Origin of the sequence: Novosphingobium sediminicola (assembly GCF_014196525.1) — a bacterium.
In the GTDB taxonomy this organism is placed as follows: domain Bacteria; phylum Pseudomonadota; class Alphaproteobacteria; order Sphingomonadales; family Sphingomonadaceae; genus Novosphingobium; species Novosphingobium sediminicola.
This window is the reverse complement of the sequence record NZ_JACIDX010000007.1, coordinates 111,727-137,828: the sequence shown is the minus strand read 5'-3', so window position 1 is coordinate 137,828 and position 26,102 is coordinate 111,727. Positions and strand designations below refer to the sequence as shown.

Genomic DNA, 26,102 nt, shown 5'->3' with positions numbered 1-26,102 from the left:
ACTTTCACCACAAACCCCGACACACCGCAGAAAGAGAAGCACCCTCCCTCCCCCTCTGCGGCCCCGAAAGATCCGATCGGGGCTGACCGGGTCTTCCAATTGTTCAAATAGCGTTCATAAACCTTTCAGCCAAGCATGCGACTAAAATCCGCATAGCTCGTCTGCATTCTGCCTCATTTCCCTTGCAACACAATGGCCTGTGCAACAATCCGCCCGACCTGCGCCAGCACCTCCTCGGCATGCGAATCGCCATCGGGCGTAGGCGCCGGTGGCTGATAAAAAGCCGCAATCGCAAAGGGAGGCAATTTCGGCGGCTCCACCCATGCCAGATCGACATAGGTGCCGCGAATGTCCGAAGGCAGGCCGGTGCCCGTCTTGTCCCCCGCCCACCAATCGGCGGGCAGTCCGGCGCGAAGCCGCTTGGCGCCGGTGGTGGTGTCGTGCATCCAGCCCTTGAGCGTGGCGGCATTGGCTGGTGAAAGCGCGCCCTGATGAAATAGTTTGAGCAAATTCAGAGCCATCGCCTGAGGCGTCGTCGTGTTACGCACGCTGCCCAAAGGCACACGGTTGAGCCCAGTTTCATAATCGTCGAGCCGACTGGCCGTATCGCCCATGCTCCACCAGAACTGGTTGAGTCGGTCAAATCCTCCCATCCGTCGCAACAGCAGGTTGGTGGCCACATTGTCGGAAAACTTCTGCGCTGCCTCGGCCAGAGCCACCATGGCCATCGCGCCCTGCCCCAAATGGGCCTGCGTTACCGGCGAATTGGGCAGGAGATCGGCCTGTGCATAGGCAATCCGCTCGTCCAGCCGCCACTCTCCCTTATCCGCGCCATGCAGCACCAAAGCGGCTAGGCTCAGCTTGAAAGATGAGCAAAAGGCGAAACGTTCATCGCCACGATGGCCGCAGATCCAGTCGTAATCGTCCGAAACCGAACGAGACCACACAATCCGCCCATAACGATCTGCGACAGGTTTCCCTTTTTGTCCGGGACGAAACCGGAGAGCGACAACTCCAAGGCGGCCGCCACTTCTGCCCTCAAGCGCTGCCAAGGGCAAAGCAGGCGTCATCGCCCGCGCGCGCGCGCCAGCCAAGGCCCCCGCCGCCAGAGCGCCACCCATAAAATGCCGGCGCCCCAGCACAGGGGTCATCAGTCCACGTCCTCGACGCTGACCTTTTCGCCTGTCACGCGCTGCGACAGGGCTGCGGCCATGAAGGCGTCCACATCGCCGTCCAGCACATCGGCAGGCGTCGGGCTGGTCACGCCCGTGCGCAGATCCTTCACCATCTGATAGGGCTGCAACACATAGGAGCGGATCTGGTGACCCCATCCAATGTCGCTCTTCGAGGCGTGCTCGGCATTGGCCGCTTCCTCGCGGCGTTGCATCTCGGCCTCGTACAAACGCGCCTTCAGCATGTTCATCGCGGTTTCGCGGTTCTTGTGCTGGCTACGGTCGATCTGCGACGCCACGATGATGCCGCTGGGCACGTGGGTGATACGCACGGCCGAATCGGTGGTGTTCACGTGCTGACCACCCGCGCCCGAAGCGCGATACGTGTCGATCTTCAGATCTGAAGGATTGATGTCGATGGTAAAGCTGTCGTCGATCACCGGATAGACCCAGACCGAGCTGAACGAGGTATGCCGCCGCGCGCTGCTGTCATAGGGGCTGATGCGGACGAGGCGATGCACGCCGCTCTCGGTCTTGGCATAACCATAGGCGTTCTCACCCTTGCACAGGATGGTCGCGCTCTTGATTCCGGCCGTGTCGCCCGCCTGAAACTCGATCAGATCGACCTTGAAGCCCCGCTTTTCAGCCCAGCGCGTGTACATGCGCAACAGCATCGAGGCCCAGTCCTGCGATTCGGTGCCGCCCGCGCCCGCGTGGATTTCGATATAGGTGTCCATGCCGTCGGCTTCGCCAGCCAACAGCGCCTGCACCTTGTCGCGATCCGCGCGCTCGGCCAGAGCGGCCAGAGTCGAGAGACCTTCCTCAACGGTGGCCTCATCATCCTCCATCTCGCCCAGTTCGATGAACTCGATGGCGTCCTTCATTTCGGCGGAAATCTGGTTCACCGCGCCGATGGAGGCCTCCAGGCGGCGGCGCTCCTTCATCACCTTTTCGGCTTCCTTGGGATTGTCCCAAAGCTTGGGATCTTCGACGCGCGCGTTCAGCTCGTCAAAACGGCGCAGCGCGCGCTCCCAGTCGAGAAACTTGCGGACCAGCGCCAGAGCTGCTTCGATCCGGTCAATATGGGCCTGCCCTTCGGCACGCATGGTCTTTACCCTTGCCTTACATCCAAACCACGGCGCGTTAGCCGGATTGAGGGGAAAGTAAAGGGAAAGCGTCAGGGCATCGCTGCGTTATTCGGCGCAGCCGCCCCGGCCTTCCCGATCAATGTCCGCCCCGCATTATCAAGGGGGCCAGCATCAGCAGGGAAATCGCCGAGGTCCGCAGTGTCAGATTGTTCAGCACAGTTTGCATCATCGCGCGCCTCCTTGGCCCATGTGGGTAAATCAAACGCCCGTAACCAGACGCAAAATCCTCATGCCAAAGGATGGGCGCCGCGCCCATTCGCACAATGCAAAAGTCTCAAAACGGGATGGCCGGGCGTACAGGTGTTAACCCCCTCGCCCAGCGCCATTCTCAATGCTTGCCCGCCAGACCCTGCACGGTTGCCAGCGTCTTGGACACGTGATCCTTGTAATCCATGTCGGTGAAGGCCAGCTTGATCTTGCCATCCTTGCCGATGACATAAGAAGTGCGCTTGGTCACCGCCGCCGACAGGCCGGGAATGGAGAGCGCAACGTCGTAATTCTTGATGATGCCGGCATCGGCAATCGCCACCGGGAATTTGCCGCGGCATTCCATCGTCGAAAACTTTTCCAGCGTGGGCAGATCATCGGCCGACATGCCGATCACCATCGCGCCCGCCTTGGCGAAATCATCGGTGGCCTCGGCAAAGGCGTGAGCCTCCAGAGTGCAGCCCTTGGTAAAGGCCTTGGGATAGAAATAGACCACGACCGGCCCGTTCTTCAGTGCCTTTTTCAGGTCGAAAGTGAAAGGCTTGCCCGCCTTTGCCCCCTGCGTCACAAAGGCCGGGGCAGCAGCCCCCACGGCCAGTTCGGCATGCGCCGGGGCGGACATCATGGCGGCGGCGGCAAAAGCGGCCAGCGCCGGGGCGAGCAGGTTGCGGGGGTGCATCATGGCGCCGGAGAATGTCCCACATGCCCCCTTCTGTCCAGAGTACGCGCAGGATATCTTGCCAGCGGGGCGATAATCGGCAAATCCTGTGCGTTATGAAAAAACAAAACCTGATTGCGCTCTCGCTGGCCCCTGTCCTTGGGCCCGTCCTTCTGCCCTCTGCGGCCTTTGCAGGCGCGCCCTATGTCGCCATGGGCAGTTCCTATGCCGCAGGCCCCAACATCGGCCAGAGCGCCGATACGCCGCCCAACCGCTGCGCCCGCTCGGCCAGCAATGCGGCGCATATTTTCGCGCAAAAGGTCGGGCTGGAGTTGAAGGACGTTTCCTGCAGCGGGGCAACCACCGCGCATATTCTGGGCCCGTGGAATGAATTGCCCGCACAGGTCGATGCGCTGGACGCCGACACGCGGCTGGTGACCGTGACGATCGGCGGCAATGATCTGGGCTATATGACGGCCATCGGCAAATTGCGCTGCCCGTCCTTGAGCGCCGAGGAACGCGGACGTTATTTCCCCAATGGCTGCACGCCCTTTGCCCCGCTCACGCAGGAGGCCAAGGCCAAGCTGGCCGGTGACATGGACCGGATGATCGCCACCATCCACCAGCGCTCGCCCAAGGCGCGCGTGCTGATCGTGCAATATTTCTCGCTGATGCCCGCCAAGGGCAATTGCCCCGCCACCGGCCTGACGGACGAGGAAGTGGCCCAGATCCGCCCCATCGCCACAACGCTCAGCGCCATCACCGAGGCCTCGGTGCGCCCCTATCGCGCCTTTGCCCGCACGGTGGCGCTGGATCGCGCCTCGGCGGATCACGGCATTTGCGGCGCGGCGCCTTGGTCGAACGGCGGCAGCCCCGATATGTCCAAAAAGGACGGGGTCAATTATCACCCCAATCAGGCCGGGATGGCGGCGGCGGCCGCGCTGATCGGGGCGGCCTATCGCGCGCGGTAACATGCATTTCGCCGCCGTTTCCGATATTCACGGCAATCTGCCCGCGCTCGAGGCGGTGATTGCCGATATCGCCGCGCGCGGGATCACGCAGATCGTCAATCTGGGCGACAGTCTCTCCGGCCCGCTCTGGCCGCGCGAAACGGCGTTACGGTTGATGGCGCTGAACTGGCCCACGCTGGCGGGCAATCATGAGCGGCAATTGCTGACCATCGACCCCGCCCAGATGGGACCGACCGATGCGGCCGCTCATGCCGCCATTGATGATGACATCCGCGCATGGATGACTGCCCTGCCCGGCACTATGGAATGGCCCGGTGACGTTCTGCTGTGCCATGCCACGCCGGACAGCGACGACAGCTATTGGCTCCACCGCCGCCGCAAGGGCAGTCGCGGACGGATGCGCGAATCCACGCATGAGGAGATCCTGCCCCATGCCAGCCATCATGCGCTGACGCTCTGCGGCCATACGCATATGCCGCGAGCCGTTACTCTGCCCGATGGCCGCCAGATCGCCAATGCGGGCAGCGTGGGCCTGCCCGCCTATGAGGACGATGTGCCGTCATGGCATGTGGTGGAAACCGGTACGCCCGATGCGCGATACTTAAGCGCGCAATTGGTCGACGGGCGCTGGCATGTCACGCTGCACGCGGTCGCCTATGACCACGAAAGCGCGGCCCGGCGCGCCGAGGCTATGGGCCGCGCCGGATGGGCGCAGGCCCTGCGGACCGGCAAGATGAGCTGATTACTGCTCGACCACCACGTCCTCGCCATCGCTGTGCTGGAACACACGGCCGCCCAGAGCGTCAAACCCGCGCCGGATCGCCTCCAGCAATTCGCTGCGCTTGGCTGCGACCTGCTCCTGACGGCCGACGCGCTGCGGCTCGGTTTCCGGCTTGAAGGCCTCCCAGATGACTTCTGCCTTGGGATCATCGCCCGGCGTGCCGCCAAACACGCGCTGACCGCTTGAGCGGCTGATCTTCATCATACGGATGCCCGGCGGCGCGACAAAGGGCGTGTGGTCCCAGCGCGTTTTGGTCAATTGCACGAATTGCTTGAAGATCGGCGCGGCATAGGTGCCGCCCTGCGCATAGCCGCCCAGCGACTTGGGCTGGTCATAGCCGATATAGACCCCGCCCACGATCTTGGGCGATCCGCCCACAAACCACACATTGGTCGGCCCGGTGGTCGTGCCCGTCTTGCCGAACAGCGGCAGCCCCAGATCGCGCAAAGTCACCGCCGTGCCGCGCTGGACCACGCCTTCGAGCATGTGGACGGTCTGATAGGCCGTGCGCGCATCCATCACCTGATGCCCGCGCGGAGCAAAGCGCGGCATCGGCTTGCCATCCCAATCGGGCATGTTGCAGCCGTTGCAGGCTCGCTCATCCGCGCGCCAGACGACCTTGCCGTTGCGGTCCTGAATGAAGTCCACAAAGGTCTGCTCGTGCTGAACCCCGTTCGAGGCCAGCGCCGAATAGGCATTGACCATCTGGGCCACGGTGGTTTCACCCGCGCCCAGCGCAAAGCCGAAATAGGGCGGATATTTGCCGATGCCCATATTGGCAAAGGTCCTGACCACCTTGTCCATGCCCACATCATTGGCGATGTGAACTGTCATCAGGTTGCGCGACTGTTCAAGGCCCCAGCGCATGGTGTGGATGCCGCCCACGCCCCGGCTGTCAAAGTTGCGGAAGCATTTTTCGCCCAGATTGGCGCCCTGATAGACGCAGAAGGACTGGTCCGCGACCATGCTGGCGGGCGTCATGCCGTTGTCGAGACCGGTGGCATACACGAAGGGCTTAATGGTCGAACCGGGCTGGCGCTGGGCCTGTGTGGCGCGGTTGAAAGCGTCGAGCCCATCGTCAAACCCGCCCGCCACGGCCAGCACGCGGCCTGTGCCGGGCTGTTCCACCATCATGCCGCCGCCAACACCGGGCAGCAGGCGCAGGCCATAGGCCCCGCCGCCAACGGGCGCGGCCGTCACGACATCGCCCACGCGCACCGGATCGAGCAGGCCCGTCAGCGTCGCGGTGCTGCCATCGGTAAAGCCGATCTGGCCATTGCCGCCGCGCCGCAGAACCACGCCCACGCGCCAGTCCTTGTACGCTATCGTCTTGTTCAACCCGATCAACTGGCTCTGCCAATGTTCGGGATCAAGGTCGATGTGGGCGATCGGCCCATGCCATCCCTTGCCCGCCGAATAGCGCAGCAGGCCGCCGCGCAGAGATTCCTGCGCCGCCTTTTGCAACTCGGAATCGAGCGAGGTGCGCACCCACAGCCCGCCGGCATAGACGCTGTTGGGACCGTTTTCGGCGTTCTCGCCATATTTGGCGATCAACTGGCGGCGCACTTCCTCGACGAAATAGCCCACCGAAGGATCATAGGCTTCCACCCGGCGCTGGATCAGGCCCAGCGGCTGGGCCTTGGCATTGGCGGCAGCGGCGGCATCGACCGCGCCATTCTTGACCATCTGGTCCAGCACCCAGTTGCGGCGCGCAATCGCCTTTTCGGCGAATTTGGCGCGGCCATAGACCTCGGGCGCCTTGGGCAGGATGGCAAGGAAAGCGGCCTCGTGCAGCTCCAGCTTGTCCACGTCCTTGCCGAAATAGGCGCGCGCGGCGGCCTGTACGCCAAAGCTCTGGCGGCCCAGCGGGATCTCGTTGAGGTAAAGCTCAAGGATCTGCTGCTTGTTCAGCACGCCCTCGATGCGGAAGGCGACGATCATTTCCTTCAGCTTGCGGCTGACCGAATATTCATCGCCGATCAGGATGTTCTTGGCCACCTGCTGGGTGATGGTCGAACCGCCGCGGGCGCGCTCACCGCTGCCATATTTCAGCGCGTAATCGACCACCGCCTGTCCCAGACCGATGAAATCGACCCCGCCGTGATGGAAGAAATTCTTGTCCTCGGCCGACAGGAACGCATTCACCAATTGCTTGGGAAAATCGACATAGCGCAATTGGACGCGCCGCTCGCGGGCATAGGAATAGACGATGCCGCCATCATTGCCGCGCACCATCGTGGGCAGGGGCGGCTGATAGGTCAGCAAAGTGTCCGCCGAGGGCAGCGTGCGCAGCACCGTCACATAGAGCAGCAACCAAAAGGCCATTGCCAGCCCCAGCACGAGCGCACCGATGCGAAACAGCCGCCCGCTTTGCCAGCGGGCGCCGAACCATGCGCCAAAGCGCCCCGTTATCGGCCCCAGAAAAGACAACGGACGCGCCAGCAACCGGCGCCATGCGCCGCCCGCCTGACGGCGGATACGCAGGTGAGAGTTTTCATTCTGATCGGGCGAATTGTTCGGATCAGAACCGGGCTGGGAAGGATCGCTGGGCGCCATAGACTTGCGCCCCTAGCATAGGCGGGCAGGGTTTTGCCAGCGGTTAAGGCGTTGCAAGCGCGCCGGGTGTTTCGGCCTGCGTCGGCGCCTCGCTTGGCATCGACGTTTCGCTCGGCATCGGCGTTTCGCCCTGCACCGGCGTTTCACGCTGGCGAGCAAAGTAAACGCGGATGGCCTGCGCGGTGGCATGGGCGAAATCGCGCCGCCCGGCGGGCGAGGACAGGCGCGCGGCATCCTCGGCATTGGAAATATAGCCCGCCTCATACAGGACCGAGGGCACATCGGGCGATTTGAGCACGACAAAGGCCGCCGATTGCAGCGCGCGCTCGCGGAAATCGATTCGCGCGCCGCCTTCCCCGCCCTGCCCTTCGCGCAGGATCAGCCGCGCAAGATTGGTCGACATTTCCGCCGCATGGCGTTGCGACAAATCGACCAGAATGGCCGAGACCGAGCTGCTGGTATTGGCCAGCGACACGCCATTGACCGTATCGGCGCGATTTTCCGCCGCGGCCAGATGCTCGGCCCCCTGGCTGCTGCCCCGGTCGGACAGGGTGTAAACGGTCGCGCCATGGGCGCCGGGCGTATCGGCGCTGTCGGCGTGGATCGAGATGAACAGGTCCGCCTTCATCCGCCGAGCAATGTCCGAACGCTCCTCCAGCAAGAGATAGCGATCATCCATCCGCGTCAGCGCCACGCGAATGCCGCCCACCTCCAGCAGGCGTTGACGCAGCGCCAGAGCCAGCGAGAGGGTCAGTTCCTTTTCCGCCTGATGCACGCCATGCGCGCCCGGATCATGGCCGCCATGCCCGGCATCGATCACCACCAGCGGGCTGCGGGGATCATTGGGCCCGGCGATTTCAGGCAAAGCCGCCAGAGCGCCTGCCGGGGGCAGATCAAAGCGCACCACATAATCACGCGTGAAGCCCGGCGCGCCCATCCAGCCATCCATCAGCAACATCGCCACCAGCAACAGCAGAGGCGCAAACAACGCAAAAATCAACAGGCCAAGCCCCCAACCGCGTCGGAGCGCCTCATCCGGCTCGATGGGTTCGACAACAGGATCGGACAGGGCTTCGGACATTGCGTGGGGCTATGGGGTCCATCGGGGCGAAAGCGTAATCTTTGGTAAGCGCTGCCCCTTATGGGCGCAATGGGGTTAACGGCGCGTTCGCATTAATCGCGCGCAGACCGTGAAAAAAGGGTAGAATCACGCATCGCATGGAACTTGCCCGGAAAGACAAGGGGTGCTAGCAGGGAAAGACCGGGGGCAGTCTATTCCCCGCGCCCCTGCCTTTTTCACAAGGTTCGCCCGACAAGCCAACAGGTAAAGCGGCGGACCGGTTCAAGGCAATGCCGCTCGCCAGTCGCCCCGATGCGATATGGCCGGGCCAAGCAAAAGGGAAGCGCGATAAAACCTGCCCTTGGCCCCGGTCGTGTTTTCTGGCCGGACGTACAGGTTGATGCAGGTATGATGAGTTGTGTTCCGTCCCAGAATCCGCAGCCGCAAGGCGGCTTTGCGGCGTGGGCGGAAGACTTGTCGATGGCAAAATGCTTCACGACACATTGGTCGCCTATCAAGAAGCAGCCCGCGGTTTCCATTCGGGAATCGGCGGGTTTCGTTTCGATGAAGCAACATGCCATCGCCGCGCGCAGCATTTCGCGGCGCCTCCCTTGCCTTGCAGACACGAAAAACGTCGGCGGCCCTGATGGCGCCTCCGGCCTTTCCACTCATGCCCGGCGCGCGATGAACGCGCCAGGCCTGTCGATCCTCGCGCAGACGGCCATGGCCCCAACAAAGCCATATGCCACGCCGCGCGAACACCACAACAATTGCCGCGCCCCATTGCCGGGCCTTTCGCCACTGGGCACAGCCCGGACCGCGCGCGGCTGGAGAAATCATAATGTCAACGCGCATGCTGATCGATGCGCGCCACTCGGAAGAAACCCGGGTGGCGGTGCTCAAGGGCAACCGTATTGAAGAATTCGACTTTGATTCTGCTGATCACAAGCAGATCAAGGGTAACATCTATCTGGCCAAGGTGACGCGCGTCGAGCCGTCGCTTCAGGCCGCTTTTGTCGATTTCGGGGGCAACCGCCACGGTTTCCTCGCCTTTTCCGAAATCCACCCTGATTATTATCAGATCCCCAAGGAAGACCGCGAAGCCCTGCTGGCCGAAGAGGCTGCCCATGCCGAGGAAGAAGCCGCGCTGCGCGCTGTGGCCGAAGGCGAGGAAGATTTCGTCGGTGACGATGAACTGGGCGAAGGTCTGGCCGACGATTTCGCGGGCGGCGCCGTTGAGGACGCAGGTTCGCTGATCGAGGTCGACACCTCCGAAAAGGGCAGCGTGGCCACCATCGAGGCCGGCCATATCGAAGACGGTTTCGACGGCGATCATGAAGCCGAAGAAGCATCGGAAAGCGAAGATGGCGGCGAACGTCGCGGCCGTCGCGGCCGCCGTCAGGGCGGGCGCAACGCCACCCACGCCAAGGAAGCCGAAGAACTGCGCGCCAAGCGCATGGCGCTGCGCCGCCGTTACAAGATCCAGGACGTGATCCACCGCCGTCAGGTGCTGCTGGTTCAGGTCGTGAAGGAAGAGCGCGGCAACAAGGGCGCGGCGCTGACCTCGTACCTGTCGCTGGCGGGCCGCTATTGCGTGCTGATGCCCAATTCCAGCCACGGCGGCGGCATCTCGCGCAAGATCAGCAGCTTTGCCGACCGCAAGCGTCTGAAGACCATCATCGCCGAAATGGACCTGCCCAAGAGCATGGGCTGCATCGTGCGCACGGCGGGGCTTCAGCGCACCAAGACCGAAATCAAGCGCGACTTCGACTATCTGGCCCGCCTGTGGGATGATATTCGCGAAAGCACGCTCAAGTCGGCCGCGCCTGCGCTGATCCATTCGGACAGCGATCTGATCAAGCGCGCGATCCGCGACATCTATAACCGCGACATCGAGGAAGTGATCGTCGAGGGCGACGATGGCTATCGCGCGGCACGTGACTTCATGAAGCTGTTGATGCCCAGCCATGCGCGCCGGGTGAAGCATTACGCCGATCCGGTCCCCCTGTTCCAGCGCTTTGGCGCCGAGGATCAGTTGACCGCGATGTATGATCCGGTGGTTCAGTTGAAGTCGGGCGGCTATATCGTCATCAACCCGACCGAAGCGCTGGTGTCGATCGACATCAACTCGGGCCGTTCCACCAAGGAGCATGGCATCGAGCAGACCGCCGTCGCCACCAACCTTGAGGCCGCGCGCGAAATCGCCCGTCAGTTGCGCCTGCGCGACATGGCCGGTCTGGTCGTGATTGACTTTATCGACATGGAATATGGCTCGAACGTCCGCAAGGTCGAGAAGGCCATGAAGGAAGCGTTGAAGAACGATCGCGCGCGCATTCAGGTGGGCCGCATTTCGTCCTTCGGCCTGATGGAGATGAGCCGCCAGCGCCTGCGCACGGGCGTTCTGGAGGCCACCACGCGCGGTTGTCCGCATTGCGATGGTACGGGTCTGGTGCGTACCGCCGGGTCTGCAGGCCTTTCGGCGCTGCGCCTGATCGAGGAAGAAGCGGCCAAGGGCAAGGGCACTGTCATCACCCTGTTCGCCAGTCAGGAAGCCTCGATCTACCTGCTCAATGCCAAGCGCCTTGATCTGGGTGAAATCGAGCACCGCTATGGTGTCTCGGTCGAAGTGATCCCCGAAGGCGAGAATGAAGGCGCCAAGATGCGCGTCGTCTCGTCGGGTCCGCGCAACGAATTCGTGCCCAAGTTCGAACCGCTGGTGCTGGAGGAAGACCTCGAAGACCTGCCGGAAGAGGACTTTGAGGACGAGATCGAGGAAGAAGCCGAGGAAGCCGAAGGCGAAAACGGCGGCGAAAACGGTGGCGAAAGCGCCGATGGCCGTCGCAAGCGCCGCAAGCGTCGCCGTGGCCGTGGCCGCGACCGCCGCGAGGATGGCGGTGCCGAGGAAGGCGTGAGCGCGGAAACCGCCGAGCCGGTCGAGCCCGAAGAAGGCGATGAGGCCGAGGAAGGCGAAGCTGAAGCTCAGGCCGAAACCGCCGAAGCGGGCGAAGATGGTCCGCGCAAGCGCCGCCGTCGCAAGCGTCGCCGCAGCCGCAACCGTGGCGAAGGCGAAGAAGGCGCGAACGAGGAACAGGGCGAAGCCGACGAAGACGAAGCAGTGGCGGAAGCCGCCCCGCCGGTCGAAGCGGTTGAGGTTGCTCCGGTTGAAGTGGTCGTTGAGGCTGCTCCGGTCGAAGCCGCTCCGGCTGAGCCTGTTGCCGAGGAAGCCCCGGCCAAGCCCAAGCGCGTTCGCCGCAAGAAGGCTGATGCCGCGCCGGTCGAAGCTGCCGTGGTTGAAGCCGCGGTGGTCGAAGCCGCTCCGGCCGAGCCTGCTGCGGAAGAAGCCCCGGCCAAGCCCAAGCGCGTTCGCCGCAAGAAGGCCGATGCCGCACCGGTAGAAGCCGCTCCGGCTGAGCCTGCTGCGGAAGAAGCTCCGGCCAAGCCCAAGCGCGTTCGTCGCAAGAAGGCCGATGCCGCACCCGTGGAAGCAGCCCCGGTGGAAGCCGCGCCGGTAGAGGTTGCTGTTGAGGCAGCCCCCGTCGAGGCCCCTGCCGAAGCCGCTTCGGAAGGCGAAGATGAGGCTTCTGCAGCGCCGCGTCGCGGCTGGTGGCAGCGCACCTTTGGCGAATAAGCCTTCAGGCGGCCAATAAGTCGGTTGGCCCTAAGGCCGACCAAGCATCAAGCCGGGGAGCCCAGCGCTCTCCGGCTTTTTGCATAGGGCCACTTTTTAACCGGATGGGGCGCCAAAGCCTGCGACTTTCGCCGCAGTGCAAAAATCTCTGCTTGCTCCTGAACCACAAGACACTAGACAGGCGGGCAAGCAGGGGGCTATGCGCGCCCTACGGAGCGGGGGCTATACGCCCCTAACAGAATCGTGTTCAGAGATGGAAGCAGCGGAAAATGGCCCAGTTCTCCCTCCCCGCCAATAGCAAGATCAGCAAGAATGGCATCGTCCATAAGGCAGAGGGCGCGACCAAGGTGAAGAAATTCACCGTGTATCGCTATGATCCCGACAGCGGCGAAAATCCTCGCTATGACAGTTTCGAGATCGATCTCGACGCTTGCGGACCGATGGTTCTGGACGCGCTGCTCAAGATCAAGAACGAGATGGACTCGACGCTGACCTTCCGCCGTTCGTGCCGTGAAGGCATTTGCGGTTCCTGCGCGATGAACATCAACGGCCGCAACGGCCTTGCCTGCACCACCGCGATCGAAGACCTTTCGGGCAATGTGCGCATCACGCCGCTGCCGCATATGGAAGTCATCAAGGATCTGGTTCCCGACTTCACGCATTTCTATGCGCAATATGCCTCGATCCGTCCCTGGCTGCAGACCGTTTCGACCACGCCTTCGGGCAAGGAACGCCTGCAGAGCCCCGAACAGCGCGAAAAGCTCGACGGTCTGTATGAGTGCATCCTGTGCGCCTGCTGCTCGACTTCGTGCCCTTCATACTGGTGGAACAGCGACAAGTTCCTTGGCCCGGCGATCCTGCTTCAGGCCTATCGCTGGCTGGCCGACAGTCGCGACGAATTCACCGGCGAGCGTCTGGACGAGCTGGAAGATCCGTTCCGCCTGTATCGCTGCCACACGATCATGAACTGCGCCAATGTGTGCCCCAAGGGCCTTTCGCCCGCGCGCGCCATTGCCGAAATCAAAAAGATGCAGGCCGAGCGCCACGTTTAAGGCCAGCGCCCGAACAAAAAAAAGCACCGCCCGGTTCCCGCCCGGCGGTGCTTTTTTGCATCCGATTTCCGCTCAAACTCTTGATGCGACCCTTACGAATAGGTTAGCGACAGGTAAACGGTCGCAATCTGCGCTTGACCCTCGGGATAATACGATGCTCCGCACCTCGCTTGCCTGTCTTGTCACCCTCGCCGCCCTTGCTACGGGGGCGCAAGAGGCGCACGCGCAGGCCCGCCGCCAGATCTTTGTCCAGAACGCCTGCTCGCGCCCCTTGCGCGTCCTGCTGGATTATACCGATCACAAGGGGCTGCACGATCAGGGATGGTACTATTTCAACCCGCGCGAAAGCTCGTATCTGCGCTCGCCCGCCGGGGACAAGCTGACCCAGATTGAAGATATCCCGCTTTACGCCTATGCCGAAACGACCGACACGGGCCGCAAACTGCATTGGCAGGGCAACGGCCCGGAAATGAAGCGTGACGGCGGTATCTATCGTTCGATGCCCTTGACAACCAAGGTCGACGGCGATGGCGATATTCTGGCCCGCATCACCTGCGATTGAGAGTTAAAAAGACGCTACGATGGTCAAGCCTGCGACTGTGATTGAACGCTATCGGGCGTTGATCAATACCCATGAATTGCGCGTCGATCGGGAACAGGCGGCGGCGGCGGAGCGGTTGAACACGCTGCAGCAGGAGCTGGAAGCGGCGCCTTCCGGGGGCGGGTTCTTTGGCCGCCTGCTGGGGCGCAAGCCGGTTCGCGCGCGGGGCGTCTATATGTGGGGCGGGGTCGGGCGCGGCAAGTCCATGCTGATGGACCTGTTTCACGACACGCTGAACATCACCGAAAAGCGCCGCGTGCATTTCCATGCCTTTATGCAGGAAGTCCACGCGATCATGCGTGATGTGCGTCAGGGCGAAACGGGCGATCCCATCCCTCTGGTCGCCGCGCGCATTGCCGAAGGGCTGCGCGTGCTGGCCTTTGACGAGATGGTCGTCAACAATTCGGCCGATGCGATGATTATGAGCCGGTTGTTCACCGCGCTGATCCACGATCACAATCTGACGCTAGTCACCACCAGCAATCGCGCGCCGTCCGAACTCTACAAGAACGGCCTCAACCGCGAGCATTTCCTGCCCTTCATCGCGCTGATCGAAGGCGAACTGGATGTGCTGACGCTCAACGGGCCGGTCGATTACCGGCTCGAACGTCTGGCCGGTATCCGCAGTTGGCATTGCCCGCTGGGCCTGCCCGCGACCGAGCGGGTGCGCGAAGTGTTCTTCCGCCTGACCGACTTTCCACCCGAGGATGCGCGCCATGTGCCCTCGGCGGATCTGGATGTGGGCGGCGGGCGGATGCTGCATGTGCCCAAGAGCCTGAAGGGCGTGGCCGTGTTCAGCTTTAAAAAGCTGTGCGGCGATGCGCGCGGGGCCGCCGATTATCTAGCGGTGGCCCGGGCCTATCACACAGTGATTCTGGTGGGCATCCCGCGCCTTGGCGTGGACACGCGCAACGAGGCGGCGCGCTTCGTCACGCTGATCGATGCGCTCTATGAGCATAAGGTCAAATTGTTCGTGACGGCAGACGCACCGCTCGACCGGCTTTATGATTCGGGCGACAAGGACACCGACACCGGCAGCTTTGAATTCGACCGCACGATCAGCCGCCTGACCGAGATGCAGAGTCAGGATTACATGGCCAAAGGGCACGGCGAAGAATAAATATGAAGGGGCGCCCGTAAAGCGCCCCTGCCCCCTTTACGCCGCCGCCGTATGGTTGCGCGATTGCGCCCCGGCCAGACGCGACATCAGCTTGAGATCGCTCTCCGACAGGCCCAGCGCAGCCTCGGCCCACAGATCGACAATGTCGTTCAATTCCTGCAATTCAAGCGGAGCGGCCCGCCGGATCGCCTTTTGCGCGGCCACCAGCCCGCCATGGCGGCGCTGATTCTTGGCGATGAAGTCCTGCACATAGGCCACGCCCTCGCCCTTTTCGGCCAGATGCGTCACCACGCCCAGATCGTACATCTCCTGCGCACTATAGGTGCGGTTCGACAGGATGATTCGCTGCGCCGCCGCCGTGCCCAGCTTGCGCGACAAAATCGCATGCGCGCCCATGCCGGGGAACAGGCCGAACATCACCTCGGGCAGGCCAAAGGTCGCGCCCTTTTCCGCCACCAGATAATCGAAGGACAGCACCGCCTCAAAGCCGCCGCCCAGCGCCTGCCCCTGAACCAGCCCGATCGTGACAATCGGCAGCTCCAGCGCGCGCCGGTTACGGTCCAGAATAGCCACACAGCGATGGCCATAGGCGGCCAGCCCTTCGCGGTCCTGTGAACGGATCAGGCTCTGAAACAGCTCCAGATCGCCGCCAAAGCCAAACACGCCCGGCGTCCGGCTGCCCAGCACCAGATAGCGCAGGGGAATCTTGTCCGGCCCGAAATTGGCCGCGATCAGATCCTGCCAGTTTTCGAAATCGCGCAGGAACGAAGGGGTAAAGCTGGGTCGGCCCGAGGGACGCATGAAAGTCCAGATCGTGCCAGCCGCATCGTCATACAAGACGTCGAGTTGTTCAAGATCGGTCAGCGCCTCGGGAACGGCAAGCCGGTTCTTGGCCGCCTGGACAGGGTCCTCTTGCGGAAAGAAGATGCCATGATTGCCCCCGTTGTCCCCATAGGGAGGCAAATTGCCCATTTCACCGGTGATCCGGTCCATTGTCGTCACGACCCTTTCCGATCACGGGAAGTGCCGCGCGATTGCGTCATCCCGTTCTCTTGTATCGGGCAAAGTTTAGGCATGCTAAGCCACGGATTGCAAAGACTTTTTACATCAATGCGTCCCAAAATGAAACAATTTTTTTCAATTAATCCCGGCGCCGGTTGTAAAGCGTATCAGGCAATTCCCAGATGGACAAGCGACCTGTCGAGCATCAACAACTGCCACAGGAGGCGCGAGTGGTCAGAAAGCCCGGAAATATGGGCTTCTGCGATTTCGTTGAGGTTAATGGGATTTAACCAACCCAGACGCCCCAGCGCCCCGCCGCCATCTTTGGCCTGCGCTGCGATTTTTCGCGCTTCGCCCGCCAAAGGCCCGCGCAGCCATTGCGCGATGGGGGTAACGAATCCCTGTTTGGGCCGAAACAGAATGTCATCAGGCAGATAGCGCCGCATCGAGTCTTTGAGCAGCCACTTGCCCTGCCCTCCCGCAACGCGCAGATTTTCCGGCAGGGTGGCGGCAAATTCGATCAGTCGGTGGTCGAGCAAAGGCTCGCGCGCCTCAAGGCTGACCGCCATGCTGGCCCGGTCCACTTTGGTCAGAATATCGCCGGGCAGCCAGAATTTGAGATCGGCATATTGCGCCCGATCCAGCCCGGAACGCGCAGGCGCGCGGGCCATGCAGTCCAGAAAAGCCTGTTCCGCCCGATAGTCCCCGCGCAGCCGCCGATATTCCTCGGTATAGAGCCGGTCGCGCAAAGCAGGCCCCGTCACGCTGATCGCGTCCGTATAGGCCTCCTCGCTCGTCCGGGCGAGGTTGAGCAGCGTGGTCTTGGCCCGCAAGGGACGCGGCGCCCAGTCCGCCTTGGGATAGAGCCGCCCCAGCGTGCCGAACACGCCCTGACGCAGCCCGGCGGGGATCATGCCCCTCACCCGGTCCTCACCATGCTGAAACACATGGCGGCGGTATCCGGCAAAGGCCTCATCCGCCCCATCGCCCGACAGCGCCACGGTCACAGTCTCGCGCGCCAACTGACACACGCGCCATGTCGGCAGGGCGCTGGCGTCGGCAAAGGGTTCGTCAAACATCGCGGTCAGATGATCGACAGCCTCGAAATCATTGGGCGAAACGATGCGGCTTTGATGATCGGTGCCGAATTGCTCGGCGATTCGCCGCGCATAATCACTTTCGTCCAGCGCCTTGACGTCAAAGCCGATCGAGCAGGTCTTGACCGGCGAATTGCTCGCCTCTGCCATCAGGGCGACCACCGAGGAGGAATCCACCCCGCCCGACAGAAACGCGCCCAAAGGCACATCGGCCACCATCCGGCTGGTCACGGCATCGCGCATCAGATGAATGAGTTCGGCCGACAGATCCGCCGCGCTGCCCTTGCGCCGCTCGGCAAAGGACACATCCCACCATTCACGCGGGGCAGGCTTGGGCGCGCCATGCTTCAGGATCATCAGATGGCCTGCGGGCAATTTCTCCACGCCCTTCAGCATCGAGCGATGATCGGGCACATAGCCCCATGCCAGATAATCCTCGACCGCCAGCGGGTCGATCTCGCGCCGCAGGCCGGGGTGCGCCATCAGCGCCTTGAGCTCCGAGCCAAAAATCAGGCTGCCATCCGACAGTTCGGCCAGAAACAGCGGCTTGACCCCCAGCCGGTCGCGCACCAGCAGCAGCGAGCGAGCGTCCAGATCATAGATGGCAAAGGCGAACATGCCCGACAGGCGCGACACGCAATCGGCGCCCCAACGCTGATAGGCCGCAAGGATCACCTCGCTGTCGCCATCGGTATGGAACACCGCCCCCTGCGCCGCCAGTTCGGCGCGCAATTCGCGGTAATTATAGATCTCGCCGTTAAACAACAGCATCGCGCGACCATCGGTGGATGCCATCGGCTGGGGCGAACCGGCAATGTCGATGATCGAGAGGCGGCGATGCCCCATGCCGATGCCCGGCGCGGTCCACACCCCAAAGCCATCCGGCCCGCGATGGGCAATAGCATCGCACATCCGCTCCACCCGCGCCGGATCGACCGGCTTGGGGGTCTCAAGGTGAAAGATTCCAGCAAAACCACACATATGAGAACCCCTTACAAACCCTTGGCCGCCGCGTCCATCCAGTCGCCGATCGGCCCGGCGCTGGCCCGGAACGCGCCAAGCGAATCCGCCGCCCGAAAGGCCCCACCCTCCTCGGCCGAGAGGATCAGCAGCATCGTCGCGCGGCGGCGCAGCAAAAGGCGGTCGATGATATTGGCCAGTTTCAACCGCGCATTGCTGCCCGTCACCAGATCGCCGGTCTTATAGCTGGTCTGGGCCAGCCTCTCGGTCGGGCCACCGGCCAGCAGGCGGTCGCTGTGGGCACCCGGCACATCCGGCCCCGGTGCCTGCCATGACCATCCGGTTTCGGGGCGCAGCGCGCCTTCGCCAAAGCCGCCCGCCTTCTTGCCCGGCCCTTGCGAGGCGTAGAGCGCAAAGAACACGTCCACTTCATGCCCCCGCGCATCGGCATAGCGGCCCAACAGGCGATGATCTGCCCCGCCCGCGCGCGGCTCCCACACATGGCGCGGGGCATAATCGACCCGGTGCCAGCCCGCCACCTCGGGCAAGGCAATGCGCGCAGGCATCGGCGCGGCCAAACGATCCGCCGCCATCACCCAGCCCTGCGCCGCCAGCACCATCGCGGCCAGCGCGCCAAAGCACGCCCCGGCCGAAATCCCGCGCATCGCAGGCAGGCGCAGCGCCATCACCGCCCCCACATCCAGCATCGGCGCCCCCGCCGCCCGGTCGAAAAACCGCCAGCCCAGCGCGATCACCCCCGCAATCACGGCCGCAAAGAAGAACCAGCCATAGATGATATGATCGACCCCGCCCGCCACCGCCGCGCCGTAATATTGGGCGACATAAACCGTGCCCCACGCTCGCACGCCATTGGCCAGAATGGGTGCGGCCACGCACAGCGCCATAAACGCCGCCCGCCGCCCCCACGAGACAAAGCACACATGCGCCGCCAGCGCGCCAAAGGCGATCATCGCAACAAGGAACTTCACGCCCGAACAGGCCTCAGCCACCTCAAACAGGCCCGCAGGAGTGGCGATGAACACGCCGTCGATCCGCGCCGGAATGCCGCTGATATGGACAAGAGCGATGGTAATCTTGGCGGTAATAGTCTGAAGCAGCGGGATGGCCTCATCGCCAAAGGGCACCAGAAAACCCATATAGGCCAGCGGAAACAACAGCCCCAGCGCCGCGCGCAGCCCCAGCACCAATGGCACTGCGGCGATCAGCATCGCCACAGCCGCGATCTGCGTGATCTGCGCCACACTGGCCAGCGCGCCCAGCGCCCAGAGCAGCAGCGCCGCCCCCATCAGCCCCAGCCCGCCTCGCCACATCGCCACCGGCAGGCGCCACAGATCGGGCAGCCTTTGCGTCACCAGCCAGCCCAGAATGGCCGGCACCATCAGAATGTGATTATAGGTGGAACTGTCCCACCATTGATGCCCCATCGCGGCCCAATCGCGCCAGAACAGCGCAATCAGCCCGGCCCAGACCAGCGCCAGCCTTGCCAACGCCCCGCGCCATGCCTGATCCACCGCCCATGCGAGGCGGCCCTGTTCAGACAGGCTAAGGCTCACGCCGCATCGCGCCACTTGCGCGGCGGCGCCGAGAGCATATCGGCCAGCGGCGCCAGCGTACTTTGCCAACTGGCGCGCTCGACCACAAGGCGGCGCGCATCAATGCCCATCGCCTTGCCCGCCTGCGGCTTGTCGGCCAGATTATTGACCAGCGCGATCAGCGCCTCGTCGCTGTCGGCCACGGCGAAATGATGGCCCGCCACCGCGTTGATGCCATTGGCCGCAGCAGAGGTCAGCACCACCGGCAATTCCATCGCCATGGCTTCCAGCACCTTATTCTGAACCCCGCGCGCGATATCGAGCGGCACCAGCGCCATATCCGCCGCCTTAAGCCACGGACGAATATCATCCACCCGGCCCCAGACATGCACGCCCGCCACATGGCTCAGCGCCTTGACCGCATCGGTCGGGCTGCGGCCCACGATATGGAATGTGGCGCCCGGATGGCGCTCGCGCACCTGGGGCAGGATGTGGCGCGCCGCGCGGATGGCGGCGGCCACATTGGGCTGATAATCCATCTGGCCGGTAAAGATCAGGCGCGGCCCCGGCATCGTGGCCATCTGGCATTCCGGGCCGACCTGCAAGGGATCGAAATATTCCGAATCGATGCCATTGCCCAACACCTCAATCCGCACCTGACGCGCCAGCGCGCCCAGCCTTTGGGCGAACAGATCCGCCTCGGCCCGGCTGATCAGCAGGTTGAAATCGGCGCGGGCGGCAAGGCGAGCTTCCTCGGCGGCCAGCAACCGGCCCTCGCGGCCATTGACCCAGCCCATCGGCCCCCGCGATTTTTCCGCATAGGCGTCGAATTTGGCCGAATCGACATCGACGAAATCCATGATGACTCGCCCCGCGAAATCATCGGGCACATATTGGCCCATCTGGCTCGAAAACACATAGATCGTGCCGATCCGCCCGCTGGCCAGCTTTTCGCGCACATAATTGGCCATACTGGCATCGCGAAAAGCGGTCAGGCTGATCGGCTTGCCCTGTTTGAGCGCCTGAAACCCGGCCAGCACCAGAGGCTTGGTCCGGCGCGCCAGATAATAGGAATGGGCCAGCGAGGCCAATTCGACCTCTTCGGCCAGATCGGCATGATCGTCGGCAAAACAGCCCACATGCACCGGCGCCATCCGCGCCAGACGGCGCAGGATATGATGCGAGCGGATCTTGTCGCCCCGGTTGGGCGGGAAAGGAATCCGATGCGAAAGAAACAGGATCTCCGTGCTCATCCCAGCGTCCCCTATCCCAGCCCCCGCGCAATCCATGGCCCGATCAGATTGGCCACCGGCAAGGGCAGCTTCTTCCACAGGTCGATCCGGCGCGAATGGGTCGCGCTGGTGGGATCGGCATCGCGCTTGGGCGCGCCCGGCGCGGTCCATACGCCATAGGAAAGCGGCTGCGGATCAAAGCCCCAGTTGCGCTTGAAATCATAGGCGCCGCTGTTGGTCTTGCTGCGCCCGAAATCGAAATGGGTGCATCCCCGGCGGCGGGCGTGCAGCATCAGCTCGTAATACATGCGGTCATTGGCGCGCAGCCGCCGCGCATCCCACGTACCGCCGCCCCAATAGGGCATGACCGCGCCATTGTGATAGACCGACAGCACACTGGCCACCGGGGCGCCATCGTGGCGGATGGTCAGAATATCGGCATCATCGCCAAACAGGTCCAGCACCGCATCGAAGAGCGCGCGCGGAAAAACCGGCGTGCCCAGATTGCGCACGCTTTGCGCATAGGTGGCGTAATGGGCGGCGCGATCGGAGGGGCCGGTGCCCGTTTCCACGGTCAGATCACCGGCAAGGCTCTTGCGCACCTCGGCGCGCTGTTTGCGCGGGATGGCGGTGAGTTCGGCCTCGTCGCTCTCGGCCAGCGGGCGGATGAAGCCGCAATGGCTCTCGCGCTTGATCGCCCAGCCTTCGCGAGCCTCGGGCAGCGGCCCGCCGCGCAATTCGACACTGGGGGTGGATTGGCGCAGCGCCAGTTCCTCAACCGCCACAAACAAAGGCGCAGGATCGACATCGGGCGCGACCAGCACGCCCCCGCCCACAGCAAAACCGCTCGACGCCAGAACCCGGCCAAAGATCGGCGAATGCACCTGCGTCAGCGGCAGATAGGCCTCGACCACGCCGCAGCGCGTCAGCACCAGCGCCAGCGCATCATTGCCCGTGCCGCGCGCCACGGCCTTGAGCCATGCCGGGCGATGAAAAGGCGTGGCATCAGGATGAGCAACGACGAAGGCCTCAATCGAGCGCGCCATATCCGGGTCGCCCAGATCGGCCAGCACCGCGCGCGGCTCTACATCAATGCGGAAAGGTGCGTTCATCTTTCGAACTCCACCACCGGGGTAAACTCAACAAGACGCTGAGCCTCGGTTGCCGCCACGTTATCCATACGTCCCCATGCGAATTCTTCGAGCATTCGCCGTAACTTAGCCTCCATACCGTCAATATTTGTATAATGACGCAGGCGACTTTTCAGCGGAGCATGGGGAACGCGGGGCTGATCTGTGTCGACTTCCCACGGGTGAAAGTAAAAGATGATCGGGCGCTCGTCCTGGGTATTGACGCGGCGCATCGCCCATTGGCTGAAGCCATAGGGCAGCACGCGGAAAAAGCCGCCTCCGCCCGCCGCCATGCGCCGCCCCATCGCCTCCACAGTGGTGACCGGGATTTCGATCAGATCGGCCCCCGCCACCGGGCGGAACGCGAAACGCGGGGCCTGCCGCCAGCCATAATGATCGTGGGCAATCGGAGCCACGCTGCTGGAATAGAGGTAGCCTTGCTCCCCAAGGATTTCATGCGCCCATGGGGTGCGCCTGTCGATGGAGAAGCTGGGCGCGCGATAGCCGATGACGCGCGCGCCGGAGGCATCCTCCAGCGCCTTGCGCGCATCACCAATGTCGCGGGCGAAACCGGCGCCGTCCATCGTGAACACGCGGGCATGGGCCCAGCCATGGCTGGCCAGTTCATGCCCCTGTTCCACAATCCGCCGCATCAGCGCGGGGTGGCGCGCGGCCACCCAGCCCAATGTGAAGAACGTGGCCTTAACGCCAAGATCCGCGCACATATCGAGCAGGCGGTTGGTGTTGACATCAACCCGGCAGGCCAGACTGTCCCAATCGGCCGGGTCGATCACCTTTTCAAAGGCGCCGACCTGAAACCAATCCTCAACATCGACCGAAAACGCGTTGACAAGCCCAGTCTTGGGCGGCCCCTTTACCAGCGGCATTTCGGCCACCATACATCTGTCTCCCGGCGAGAAAGGGATCAGGCCGCGACGCGCTGCGCCTCGTCGCGCTCAATCCATTCGATCAGCATGGTCAGCGTATGGCGGATCGTGCGGTCCTGCTCGATCAACCGGCTTTCCAGCTTGGCCAGACGTTCCTGCATCACTTCGATGGCGGCCTTATGCGCAGCATCCGCGCCTTCCAGCCCCGATGTGTCGCCCTGATTGGCCAGTTCGATCACGGCCTGCTGCAATTCGGCAATCTGGCTGTCGCGCTGGGCCAAAGCGGCCTGAAGCTGGGTCAGGCCCTCGGCGGCGAATTGCGCGGGAATGGCCTGCGGCTGGGCCGATGTGGGCAGCGTCAGCCCCTGCGCGGCGGCGGTGGAGAGCGTGGGCTGGCTGGGCGCGGGGGCGATCTGCAAACCGCCATCCGCCGTCAGTTCGGCCAGCACCTGCGCCAGCATCACGCCGTCGATATGCTGGCGCTGCTCCACCGCGCCAAGGATCAGCAGGCGGTTGACGATCTGGTTGATCCGGCGCGGCACGCCGCCCGTGGCGGTGTAAAGTTCGGCAAAGACGCGCGGATCGAATTGCGGATTGCCGTTCCAGCCCACCAGGCGCAGGCGGTGCATGATATAGGGCTCCATTTCGCCCGGCTCCATCGCGTCAAGGTGATGGGCGGCAATCACGCGCTGGCGCAATTGTTCAAGGCCGGGGTGGCCCTGCAGGCTGTCGCGGAATTCGGGCTGGCCAAGCAGCAGGATTTGCAGCAGCGGATGGCTGCCCAACTGGAAATTGGACAACATGCGCAATTCTTCGAGCGCGCCCAGCGCAAGGTTCTGCGATTCGTCCACCACCAGCAGGCAGCGGCGGCCCGCGCGCGCCTCGTCATGCAGGAACTTCTCGATCGCGCCCAAGGCGCTGGCCTTGTCCTGCCCCGGCACGCTCAGTCCAAAGGCCTGCGCCACGACATGCACCAGTTCGCCGCTGTCCAGACGGCTGGTGACGATCTGCGCAGCGGTCAGGCGATTGCGGTCGATGGTGGCCATCAGATGGGCCACCAACGTCGATTTGCCCGCGCCCACCTCGCCGGTGATGACGATGAAGCCCTCGCCCTGCGCCAGGCCATAGCCCAGATAGGACAGTGCCTTGCGATGGGTCAGGCTCTCGAAATAAAACGCCGGATCGGGGGTGAGCTGAAACGGGCGCCCGGTGAAACCATAGAAATTATCGAACATTCTTGCTCTCCCCAATGGGATCAGAAGGTGTAACGCATACCAAGCGCGGCCGCCGTGCTCCACAGGTCATCGGCCTTTTCGCGGGTGATCCCGTCCAAAGCCAAGGATGCGGTCGCCGTCAGATGGCGCGACATGTAATACTGATAAAGGCCCACGGCGCGAATGGCGTTGATGTCGCCCTGCGCGGTGTTGAGCCCGCTGATGTATTTATACCCGTCCAGCGTGGCGCCAAAGGTCGAACGCGGCGTCACGTGATAGCCCAGATAGGTCGAGACCCAGTAATACTGGTCCACCTTGCCGTTGATATTGGCCAGAATGGTGTTGGGCGCCGTGATGTACTGGCGGCGCTCATAGCCAAAGCCGATACCGCCGCGCAGACGGCTGCGGTCAAACGAATAACCGGCCGAGAAGCCATTGCCGCGATAGACCGTCGAATTGACCGAACCGATGGAGCCGGCAAGGCAATTGCCCGAAGTGGCCGCCGCAACGCAGCTCGACAGATTGCCGGTGATCGCATCGCGCACGGTCGAAAATTGCGTGGGCAGGTTGAAGAGCGAATTGGTCAGCGCCCCGCCAAAGCCGGTCACGCCCTGATAGACCACCAGATTGAAGCTGGAATGATCGTCGGGCTGATAGGTGATGAAGCCATAGCCGCCCAGACGACCATAGCGTTCGCCCACATGGAATTCCATATTGGTGCGGCGGCTGGGGCGCCAGACAACGCCCGCGTCCCAGATCAGCCCTTCGGTGTCGAAGGCGATCTGGCGGCCTTGCGAATAATCGGTGACATAGCGGCCATTGGCATCGACAATGACATTGCCCGCACTGTCAAACTTGGCGTTGCGCGCCGAAACCCGCACATGCTCATAGCCCGCGCCGCCCACCAGCGACACGTCTTCGGACACCGGGATCGTCACCGATCCGCGCACATGCTTGTCGCTCACGCGCTGGGTCAGGTTCGAGACGTCTTCCTGATAGATGCCCGCATCCACGCCAAGGCCAACGGGAAGCCCCTCGCCCGGACGGTTGCCGATGGCAAAGCGGCCTTCCTGCACCGTCGAATGGTCAAGCCGGTCCACCCCGGCGCTCACGCCATTGGCGTTGACATTGCCCTGCGAATTGAGCGCGGTGTAACCGGCATGATAATGCGCGGTCACAGCCACATCGCCCTTTTGCGTGGCAAGCGTCGGCCCGGCATAGACCGAGTAAACCTGCGTCAGCGAATCCGCCCCCACCGCGCTCGACCCAAAGGCCGCGCCGGTTTCGCTCACATAGGTGCGATTGGCAAAGCCGCCGTAATCCACGCGCAGCGCATTGGGCACGATGGAGGAGGACATACGCGCGATGCCCGTCACGCCATCGGTGTTGCTCTTGCGGTTCCAGGTAAAGCGGCGCTCGTAACGCGCGGAAATCACGCCCTGATTGTTGCGCCCATTGATCGTCGCGTCGGCGCCTGCCGCCAGCGTCGAATAGGTGACGACATCGTCATTATAGGCAAGGCCGCTGCGCGAGCCGAGATTGGCCTGCACCACCTGCGCGGCCTCGATATAGGGGCGGATCGCCAGACGACGCTTGTCCACCGTGCCCTGATCGAACACGCCAAGGCGGCGCGGCTTCATCGTGGTCTTGCCGCGGGTCGAATTGTAATCGTCGTCCGAATAGGCCGCCGAGGCCAGATCGCCGCTGCTGTAGGCCGCGCCGTAATAGCGGCCCGCGCGGTCGGCCGGGGTTTCGCGGCGGTTGGTGTTGCTGGTGCGCAAACCATCGGCCTGCGTATAGGTCACGTCATTGTCATAGGAAAAAGGCGTATAGGGATTGGCCCCGATCGCCTCATCCTGCTGGACCACGCCCTGCGCGCCATTGTCGCGGCTGTTGTCGGTGGTCTGGATGGTATTATCGGCAAGATTGGGGGCGATGGCCTGCATCGCCGCATCGTTCAGACCCTGTGTCTGAGCGGCAGTCTGGCGAGGCTGGGCGGCGGCCACCTGCGGCAAAGCCGCAAGCACCACGCCCAGAGCCAGAACAGAAATCCGATGAGGCATCGCCCGCATA

At 63.3% G+C, this 26,102-nt stretch carries 19 protein-coding genes; 6 read left to right on the top strand and 13 right to left on the bottom strand.

The window, feature by feature from the left end; all coding sequences use genetic code 11:
* Positions 1-173: 173 nt before the first annotated feature.
* From bla to GGR38_RS10450, 3 genes are all read right to left on the bottom strand, one after another.
* Positions 174-1,070, bottom strand: coding sequence for a class A beta-lactamase (gene bla, locus GGR38_RS10460; protein ID WP_246404489.1), 897 nt, complete (start codon positions 1,068-1,070; stop codon positions 174-176).
* A gap of 80 nt (positions 1,071-1,150) precedes the next feature.
* Positions 1,151-2,278, bottom strand: coding sequence for a peptide chain release factor 2 (gene prfB / locus GGR38_RS10455; RefSeq protein WP_183625234.1), 1,128 nt, complete (start codon positions 2,276-2,278; stop codon positions 1,151-1,153).
* 370 nt (positions 2,279-2,648) lie between these two features.
* Positions 2,649-3,209: a peroxiredoxin gene (locus tag GGR38_RS10450; RefSeq protein WP_425497055.1), complete on the bottom strand. Its 561-nt coding sequence runs from the start codon at positions 3,207-3,209 to the stop codon at positions 2,649-2,651.
* A gap of 92 nt (positions 3,210-3,301) precedes the next feature.
* On the opposite strand from GGR38_RS10450, the gene GGR38_RS10445 reads away from it, so the two are divergent.
* Complete coding sequence (locus GGR38_RS10445) at positions 3,302-4,156, top strand: SGNH/GDSL hydrolase family protein (RefSeq protein ID WP_183625232.1); 855 nt, start codon at positions 3,302-3,304, stop codon at positions 4,154-4,156.
* A gap of 1 nt (position 4,157) precedes the next feature.
* Positions 4,158-4,898 carry a metallophosphoesterase family protein gene (locus tag GGR38_RS10440; protein ID WP_183625230.1) on the top strand — a complete coding sequence of 247 codons (741 nt, stop codon included), beginning with the start codon at positions 4,158-4,160 and terminating at the stop codon, positions 4,896-4,898.
* On the opposite strand, the gene GGR38_RS10435 is transcribed toward GGR38_RS10440, so the two are convergent.
* Both GGR38_RS10435 and GGR38_RS10430 read right to left on the bottom strand, forming a co-directional pair.
* Complete coding sequence (locus GGR38_RS10435) at positions 4,899-7,493, bottom strand: penicillin-binding protein 1A (RefSeq protein ID WP_183625228.1); 2,595 nt, start codon at positions 7,491-7,493, stop codon at positions 4,899-4,901.
* Between the two features lie 43 nt (positions 7,494-7,536).
* A complete protein-coding gene (locus tag GGR38_RS10430) occupies positions 7,537-8,574 on the bottom strand; it encodes an N-acetylmuramoyl-L-alanine amidase family protein (protein WP_183625226.1) in 1,038 nt (345 codons plus the stop codon).
* 820 nt (positions 8,575-9,394) lie between these two features.
* Between GGR38_RS10430 and GGR38_RS10425 the strand changes: the two genes are divergently transcribed.
* From GGR38_RS10425 to zapE, 4 genes are all read left to right on the top strand, one after another.
* Positions 9,395-12,181 carry an Rne/Rng family ribonuclease gene (locus GGR38_RS10425; RefSeq protein ID WP_183625224.1) on the top strand — a complete coding sequence of 929 codons (2,787 nt, stop codon included), beginning with the start codon at positions 9,395-9,397 and terminating at the stop codon, positions 12,179-12,181.
* Positions 12,182-12,450: 269 nt separating this feature from the next.
* Positions 12,451-13,233: a succinate dehydrogenase iron-sulfur subunit gene (locus tag GGR38_RS10420; RefSeq protein ID WP_172339203.1), complete on the top strand. Its 783-nt coding sequence runs from the start codon at positions 12,451-12,453 to the stop codon at positions 13,231-13,233.
* Positions 13,234-13,387: 154 nt separating this feature from the next.
* The gene (locus GGR38_RS10415; RefSeq protein ID WP_183625222.1) at positions 13,388-13,795 is read left to right on the top strand and encodes a hypothetical protein; all 408 of its coding nucleotides are present in this window, start codon (positions 13,388-13,390) and stop codon (positions 13,793-13,795) included.
* Between the two features lie 19 nt (positions 13,796-13,814).
* Positions 13,815-14,954, top strand: a complete 1,140-nt coding sequence (gene zapE / locus GGR38_RS10410; RefSeq protein WP_183625220.1) for a cell division protein ZapE — start codon at positions 13,815-13,817, stop codon at positions 14,952-14,954.
* Between the two features lie 36 nt (positions 14,955-14,990).
* On the opposite strand, the gene GGR38_RS10405 is transcribed toward zapE, so the two are convergent.
* The 8 genes from GGR38_RS10405 to GGR38_RS10370 all read right to left on the bottom strand — a co-directional run bounded on the left by GGR38_RS10405 (position 14,991) and on the right by GGR38_RS10370 (position 26,092).
* Positions 14,991-15,947 carry a crotonase/enoyl-CoA hydratase family protein gene (locus tag GGR38_RS10405; RefSeq protein WP_246404488.1) on the bottom strand — a complete coding sequence of 319 codons (957 nt, stop codon included), beginning with the start codon at positions 15,945-15,947 and terminating at the stop codon, positions 14,991-14,993.
* 176 nt (positions 15,948-16,123) lie between these two features.
* Positions 16,124-18,034: an XrtA/PEP-CTERM system amidotransferase gene (locus tag GGR38_RS10400; protein WP_183625218.1), complete on the bottom strand. Its 1,911-nt coding sequence runs from the start codon at positions 18,032-18,034 to the stop codon at positions 16,124-16,126.
* 11 nt (positions 18,035-18,045) lie between these two features.
* Complete coding sequence (gene xrtA / locus GGR38_RS10395; protein WP_343059071.1) at positions 18,046-19,587, bottom strand: exosortase A; 1,542 nt, start codon at positions 19,585-19,587, stop codon at positions 18,046-18,048.
* Positions 19,584-20,819: a TIGR03087 family PEP-CTERM/XrtA system glycosyltransferase gene (locus tag GGR38_RS10390; RefSeq protein WP_183625216.1), complete on the bottom strand. Its 1,236-nt coding sequence runs from the start codon at positions 20,817-20,819 to the stop codon at positions 19,584-19,586. The genes xrtA and GGR38_RS10390 overlap by 4 nt, the downstream gene beginning before the upstream one ends.
* An 11-nt stretch (positions 20,820-20,830) precedes the next feature.
* Complete coding sequence (locus GGR38_RS10385; RefSeq protein WP_183625214.1) at positions 20,831-21,910, bottom strand: FemAB family XrtA/PEP-CTERM system-associated protein; 1,080 nt, start codon at positions 21,908-21,910, stop codon at positions 20,831-20,833.
* On the bottom strand, positions 21,907-22,827 hold the full coding sequence (locus GGR38_RS10380) for an XrtA system polysaccharide deacetylase (protein WP_246404466.1): 921 nt from the start codon (positions 22,825-22,827) through the stop codon (positions 21,907-21,909). Before GGR38_RS10380 ends, GGR38_RS10385 begins: the two co-directional genes overlap by 4 nt.
* A gap of 26 nt (positions 22,828-22,853) precedes the next feature.
* Complete coding sequence (locus tag GGR38_RS10375) at positions 22,854-24,050, bottom strand: XrtA/PEP-CTERM system-associated ATPase (RefSeq protein ID WP_183625212.1); 1,197 nt, start codon at positions 24,048-24,050, stop codon at positions 22,854-22,856.
* Positions 24,051-24,070: 20 nt separating this feature from the next.
* Positions 24,071-26,092, bottom strand: a complete 2,022-nt coding sequence (locus GGR38_RS10370) for a preprotein translocase subunit YajC (RefSeq protein ID WP_183625210.1) — start codon at positions 26,090-26,092, stop codon at positions 24,071-24,073.
* Positions 26,093-26,102: the final 10 nt, after the last annotated feature.

Bases quoted from the DNA above. Each gene is read 5' to 3' on its own strand.
- GGR38_RS10415 (WP_183625222.1), top strand. From the start codon at position 13,388: ATGCTCCGCACCTCGCTTGCCTGTCTTGTCACCCTCGCCGCCCTTGCT.
- zapE (WP_183625220.1), top strand. From the start codon at position 13,815: ATGGTCAAGCCTGCGACTGTGATTGAACGCTATCGGGCGTTGATCAAT.
- GGR38_RS10420 (WP_172339203.1), top strand. From the start codon at position 12,451: ATGGCCCAGTTCTCCCTCCCCGCCAATAGCAAGATCAGCAAGAATGGC.
- GGR38_RS10405 (WP_246404488.1), bottom strand. From the start codon at position 15,947: ATGGACCGGATCACCGGTGAAATGGGCAATTTGCCTCCCTATGGGGAC.
- GGR38_RS10425 (WP_183625224.1), top strand. From the start codon at position 9,395: ATGTCAACGCGCATGCTGATCGATGCGCGCCACTCGGAAGAAACCCGG.
- GGR38_RS10440 (WP_183625230.1), top strand. From the start codon at position 4,158: ATGCATTTCGCCGCCGTTTCCGATATTCACGGCAATCTGCCCGCGCTC.
- GGR38_RS10400 (WP_183625218.1), bottom strand. From the start codon at position 18,034: ATGTGTGGTTTTGCTGGAATCTTTCACCTTGAGACCCCCAAGCCGGTC.
- bla (WP_246404489.1), bottom strand. From the start codon at position 1,070: ATGACGCCTGCTTTGCCCTTGGCAGCGCTTGAGGGCAGAAGTGGCGGC.
- GGR38_RS10435 (WP_183625228.1), bottom strand. From the start codon at position 7,493: ATGGCGCCCAGCGATCCTTCCCAGCCCGGTTCTGATCCGAACAATTCG.
- GGR38_RS10445 (WP_183625232.1), top strand. From the start codon at position 3,302: ATGAAAAAACAAAACCTGATTGCGCTCTCGCTGGCCCCTGTCCTTGGG.
- GGR38_RS10450 (WP_425497055.1), bottom strand. From the start codon at position 3,209: ATGATGCACCCCCGCAACCTGCTCGCCCCGGCGCTGGCCGCTTTTGCC.
- GGR38_RS10370 (WP_183625210.1), bottom strand. From the start codon at position 26,092: ATGCCTCATCGGATTTCTGTTCTGGCTCTGGGCGTGGTGCTTGCGGCT.
- prfB (WP_183625234.1), bottom strand. From the start codon at position 2,278: ATGCGTGCCGAAGGGCAGGCCCATATTGACCGGATCGAAGCAGCTCTG.
- GGR38_RS10375 (WP_183625212.1), bottom strand. From the start codon at position 24,050: ATGTTCGATAATTTCTATGGTTTCACCGGGCGCCCGTTTCAGCTCACC.
- GGR38_RS10385 (WP_183625214.1), bottom strand. From the start codon at position 21,910: ATGAACGCACCTTTCCGCATTGATGTAGAGCCGCGCGCGGTGCTGGCC.
- GGR38_RS10430 (WP_183625226.1), bottom strand. From the start codon at position 8,574: ATGTCCGAAGCCCTGTCCGATCCTGTTGTCGAACCCATCGAGCCGGAT.
- GGR38_RS10380 (WP_246404466.1), bottom strand. From the start codon at position 22,827: ATGGTGGCCGAAATGCCGCTGGTAAAGGGGCCGCCCAAGACTGGGCTT.
- GGR38_RS10390 (WP_183625216.1), bottom strand. From the start codon at position 20,819: ATGAGCACGGAGATCCTGTTTCTTTCGCATCGGATTCCTTTCCCGCCC.